Below are 4805 nucleotides of genomic sequence, written 5' to 3' on the forward strand. Positions count from 1 at the left end.
TCAGGTACAGCCCGACCACGTTGATTCTGTCAACCTCGTTTGGCCCCAGGGTGACGGTTTGATCCGGCCCCGCCGGAAGTGAATCGCCGGTAAGTGTTCGCCGACGACGACGTGCTGTATGCCCGCCGTCGCGGCGACCGGCGTGTCGGCGAGAATCACCCGCATCCGTCCTCACGGCCAGCCAGCAGGGAAGGATCGCAGCTTCACCGGGACCACCGACGTTCGTGCTCGCTCAGCCGGGCCAGCCGGTGGGGCTGGCATGGTGGCTGCACCCCGGCTGCGGCCAGGACCGTAAGGAGATCTATGCCAAGCCCTCGCAGATCAAGTCCCGTGACCGTTTGATCCGCCCCCTCGGTGTGGCGCGGAGTGAACCGTCGCGGGAGGCGAAGGACGGCTGCTAGCGCGTCATGGTGAGGGTTCCCAGTAGTCCGGCGATCAGGAACCCGGCGGCGAAGACCAGGAAGCTGACCAGGGTCATCGACGCCAGCTTGCCCCGACTGGGCCGGTCGGGCATCGCCTGGTGCGGTGTCTCGGCCGGCGGCGTGGTGGCCGGGACGAGCCGGTATCCGCTGAGCGCCGCGCTGGCCGCCGCTACCGCGGCCGCCTGCGGAACCGGGGTGCCGTCGGGGCGAACCGTCATCATGCCGTGCTTGAGGCCGTGATCCACCAACCACCAGTTCATCGGCAGCGCCACGACGAACCCGGCGCACAGCGAGATCGACATAACGAACCAAAACGTCGGCCCGGTCGGGCTCATCGCGTCCATGTTGTGGGTCATCCAGGGCACCATCACCGCGGTCATCCCGCCCATCACCGTGTTCATCGACAGCAGCTCGGACATGAAGGTGCCGGTCAGCGACCGCCGGTAGGAGCTGAACATGCTCTTCATGAACAGGGCCTGGAACACTGTCCATCCGAAGATGAACCCGAGCGCGTACTCGCACAGCACGTCCGCCCACATCGGCAGGCCCAGCCGGGAGGTGATGACTGCGGCGGCCAGGATCCCGATCCCGTCGCCGGCCACGCAGTGCATGGTGGAGCCGACCACCTGCCGCCATTTCGCAGCGACGTACAGCTCGTGGGTGCCGGGCAGCGGTTCGCGGCAGCTGAGCACGTACAGCAGCGCCCCGAATAGGCCGCTGAACGCGGTGATGATCACGAACCCCCACTTCATCACCGTGGCCTCGGGGGTGGTGTGGATGTCGACGGCGACGAACGCAACTGCGATCGCGACCTGGATGAACCACAGCAGCATTACCCCGTCGAGAATCACTGCCCGCCGCCTAAAACTTGGGGGCCCGCCGACCGAATCACCGAGTCGAAACGCCGGGCATTGCCGGGTGGCGGAGCGGTCCGCCACGCGCCTTCACCGGTGGCCCTCACCGCGTTTGCTGTCCGCATGGTCATGGGGCTTCGCTCCTTCGCCGAGGTCATCGAGACTGGGTCAGGTCGTCGCCGAGCGGCGACTGGGTCGCTCATTTTGCGGGTTTCATCTCGTCCTGGACGACCCATTTGTGGTTCTTCATTGTCATACCACCGGCGGTGTAGTCGACGACGTAGACGGTCTGGTCGGTCGAACTGGCGATCGTGGCGGTCGCGCCCTTCATGCCGGGCATGTGGTCGGCGGTCAAGACCACCTTCGTTCCGTCGGCGAGCCGGCCAGTGCCGGCGTTCTTGATTTCTTGCTGCACCACCCACTTGTGGTCCTTGACCGCCGGCCCGCCGGTAGTGGGGGTGTAGTTCACCGCGTACGTAAAGGTGGAGTACGCCCCCACGACGGTGGCCCGGGCACCGTTCATGCCCGCCATGTGATTCGCGGTCAGAATCACCGTGCTACCGACCGGGTACGTGGGATGCGCAGCCGGCTTCATCCCGACCGGGACGGGACCACCGTCGCCGTGGTGCATCGGCATGGTGGACGAGCTCATCGACATGTGGCTTATGGGGGTGCTGGAACCGGTGCCGGCCTGATCACCGGAACCGCCCGAGCACGCGGCCAGCGCAGCGGCAGCTCCGGTAGCCGCCAGTGTCAGCAAGAGTCGTCGGGGCAGTTTCGAGTTCGAGATGTCCATCCTTCCACCATATACCCCAGGGGGGTATATGGTGGAAGGTGGGGGTACACGCGTCATCGCGCTGCCTGCACCGTTGCCTGGCTGTGGGCGAGTCGGTAGCTGGTGGTGCCGGTTTCGATGATGGTGCCGTGGTAGGTGAGCCGGTCCACGATCGCGGCACATAGGCGGGGATCGGTGAACGTGTCGGTCCAGCCGCTGAAGCTTTGGTTGGACGTGATCGCGATTGAGTTCTTCTCCTCACGTTCGGTGAGGACCTGAAACAAGAGTTCCGCGCCGCGGCGATCTAGTTCCATGTAGCCAAGCTCGTCGATGATGAGCAGGTCGACGCGGCCGTAGCGGGCGATGGTTTTCGCGAGGATCTTATCGTCGGCGGCTTCGACGAGTTCGTTCACTAATCGGGTGGCCAACGTGTAGCGCACCCGGTGACCTTGCTCGGCGGCCGCGGTGCCCAGCCCGATGAGCAGGTGGGTTTTGCCCGTGCCCGAGTCGCCGATCAGGCACAGGGGTTCGCCTTTGCGGATCCAGTCGCCCTTGGCGAGCTGGTGGATGGTCGCTGCCTCGATCGCCGGGTTCGCGGTGAAGTCGAAGTCACCGATCCATTTGCTGCGGGGAAACTGCGCCGCCTTCACACGACGCATCGACGAGCGGCGATCGCGATCGTCGACCTCAGCCAGGAGCAGTTCGGCCAGGAACCCCGGATACGACAGCTGTTCCTTCTTGGCCACGCCGATCGCTTCATCCAGCACCGCCCGGATCGTCGGCAGCCGCAACCGGCGGCAGGCTTGGTCGACGGCGGCCAGGGCGGCTTCCTCGGTCAGGCCGCGTCGTCGCCGCAGAGTCGGAGTGATCGCGGTCCCGGGCGCAGTGGGCATCAGCTGGTACTCGCTTTCGTCGGGCCCTGCGCGGCGGCGGTGGTGGTGCGGCGTCGCGGCAGAAGTTGGTCGTAGACGGCCACCGAAGGAACCGGCCGGGTATCCGGCGGAAGACCGGCGATCACCGCAGCCGGGTCAGTCAAGCGTCGTTGTGTGAGACTGACAACGCGTTGCTCATGAACACCGTCGTGAGCAACAAGGTGACCATCAGAACTGGCCCCACCTTCGCCGCCGATGCCAGCGTCACAGGTTGCCGCGTGCCGGCGGGCTTCGACCGCGACGACCTCGGCGGTCACCGCCCCCACCCGCAAGGCGGCCGTGATGCCGGCGACCACGGCGTCGGCCGGCAACCAGCGGTGCAGCAGCAGAACGTCAATGAGCTCTTTGGTGCCATCGGTGTCGCCGTTGACCCTGCGGGAGGCGGCCCAGAACGCGTCATGCGCGGGCGTGAATGTTCCCTTGGCGCGGGCATCGGCCAGGGCGGTCGAGCCCGGTAACGCGCCGGGCTTGTGTCGCAGGACTTCCAGGTAGTGGTCCAGGTCGACGACGCGCCCGCCGCGGGCGGCGACCCGCGGGTGGGTGGCCACCAGGGTGTGGCCGTCGAACACGACCAGGTGCGAGGCGCGTAGCGAGACGCGGACCTTGCGGCCGATCAGGTGCGCGGGCACCGAGTACTTCATCATCCGCACGGTGATCATCGCGGATCGGTCGACGCGTGGGTGCAAAACCAGCCCGGGGTCGAACCTGTCGATCGGCAACGGTGCCAACAGGTTTCGTTCAGCAGCGTAATCGACACCGATGGTGGCCAGCTTCCCGTCGATCCGCCGGCTGTCGTCGTCGGCTTCCCATCCACGGATCTTGTCGTTGAGCTCGTCCAGGGAGCCGACCTCGGGCATCGGGGTCAGGTGGTTGCGGCGGAACCAGCCGACCTCACCTTCGACGCCGCCCTTCTCATGCGCGCCGGCGATGCCGGGCTGGCAGTAGAACGAGTCGAACCCGTACGCCGATTTGAACAGCACCCACCTGTCGTTCTCCTTGCGGCGACGGTCACCGCCATGCAGGACCGCCAGCACTGCGGAGGTCAGGTTGTCATACCGGATGTGCCGGGTCGGGACCCCGCCCAACGTTTCGAAAGCGTCGATGTGGCCCTCCAGGAATGCTTCCTGCGCGCAGGTCGGGTAGACCCGATGCACCGCCTTCCCAGAGAAAGACAGGCGGTAGATGAACATGTGGCACTTGGTCTTCACCCCAGCCAAGATCACGTAGACCTCGCCGAAGTCCACCTCGGCTTCCTCGCCCGGTGCGTGTTCCTGCGGGACGAACGCCTCCTCGACACGGCGACCGGCCTCCACATCAATTTCCGCGCGCCGGACCCGCACGTAGTCCCGCACCGTCGAATACGACAAGTCGGTCGCGGCGTACTCGTCGATGAGCCGCGCCAGGATCCTGGTCGCGGTGTGCCGCTGCTTGCGCGGTGCTTCCAGATCGGAGCGCAGCATGGCGTCGATCGTGTCCTTGAACGGATCCAACCGCGGTGAAGACCTGATTGGCGTCTTCCGTGCCGGCGGTGTCGCCGACGCCAGGGCTTGCCGCACCGTGCGCCGATGCACCCCGTGCCGGTTGGCCAGCGCCCGAACGCCCAGGCCCTCGACCCGCGCGTCCCGGCGGATCGCCGCGAACAACTCCACCCGTGACTCCATCCCAACCCCGATCGCTCGAAACCATTAGATGAAGCCAAGGTTCGGGTGGGGCCAGATCAAACCGTCATAACCGCCCCGGCAAGTCGCACATGGGGCCAGATCAGACCGTCACAGTGGGGCCACACCAACCTGTCACAGCCACCACGTCGCGGACCTTGGCC

Annotated in this window: 4 protein-coding genes; all 4 read right to left on the reverse strand. The window is 66.3% G+C overall.

The window, feature by feature from the left end; all coding sequences use genetic code 11:
- Positions 1-397 precede the first annotated feature (397 nt).
- A complete protein-coding gene (locus HMPREF0321_RS11615) occupies positions 398-1273 on the reverse strand; it encodes a DUF4396 domain-containing protein (protein ID WP_040014959.1) in 876 nt (291 codons plus the stop codon).
- A gap of 202 nt (positions 1274-1475) precedes the next feature.
- The gene (locus HMPREF0321_RS11620; protein WP_074046615.1) at positions 1476-2072 is read right to left on the reverse strand and encodes a YdhK family protein; all 597 of its coding nucleotides are present in this window, start codon (positions 2070-2072) and stop codon (positions 1476-1478) included.
- 53 nt (positions 2073-2125) lie between these two features.
- On the reverse strand, positions 2126-2944 hold the full coding sequence (istB, locus tag HMPREF0321_RS11625; RefSeq protein ID WP_006946655.1) for an IS21-like element helper ATPase IstB: 819 nt from the start codon (positions 2942-2944) through the stop codon (positions 2126-2128).
- Positions 2944-4644: an IS21 family transposase gene (gene istA, locus HMPREF0321_RS11630; protein ID WP_040014960.1), complete on the reverse strand. Its 1701-nt coding sequence runs from the start codon at positions 4642-4644 to the stop codon at positions 2944-2946. The genes istB and istA overlap by 1 nt, the downstream gene beginning before the upstream one ends.
- Positions 4645-4805 lie beyond the last annotated feature (161 nt).

Source organism: Dermacoccus sp. Ellin185, assembly GCF_000152185.1.
GTDB lineage: Bacteria > Actinomycetota > Actinomycetes > Actinomycetales > Dermatophilaceae > Dermacoccus > Dermacoccus nishinomiyaensis.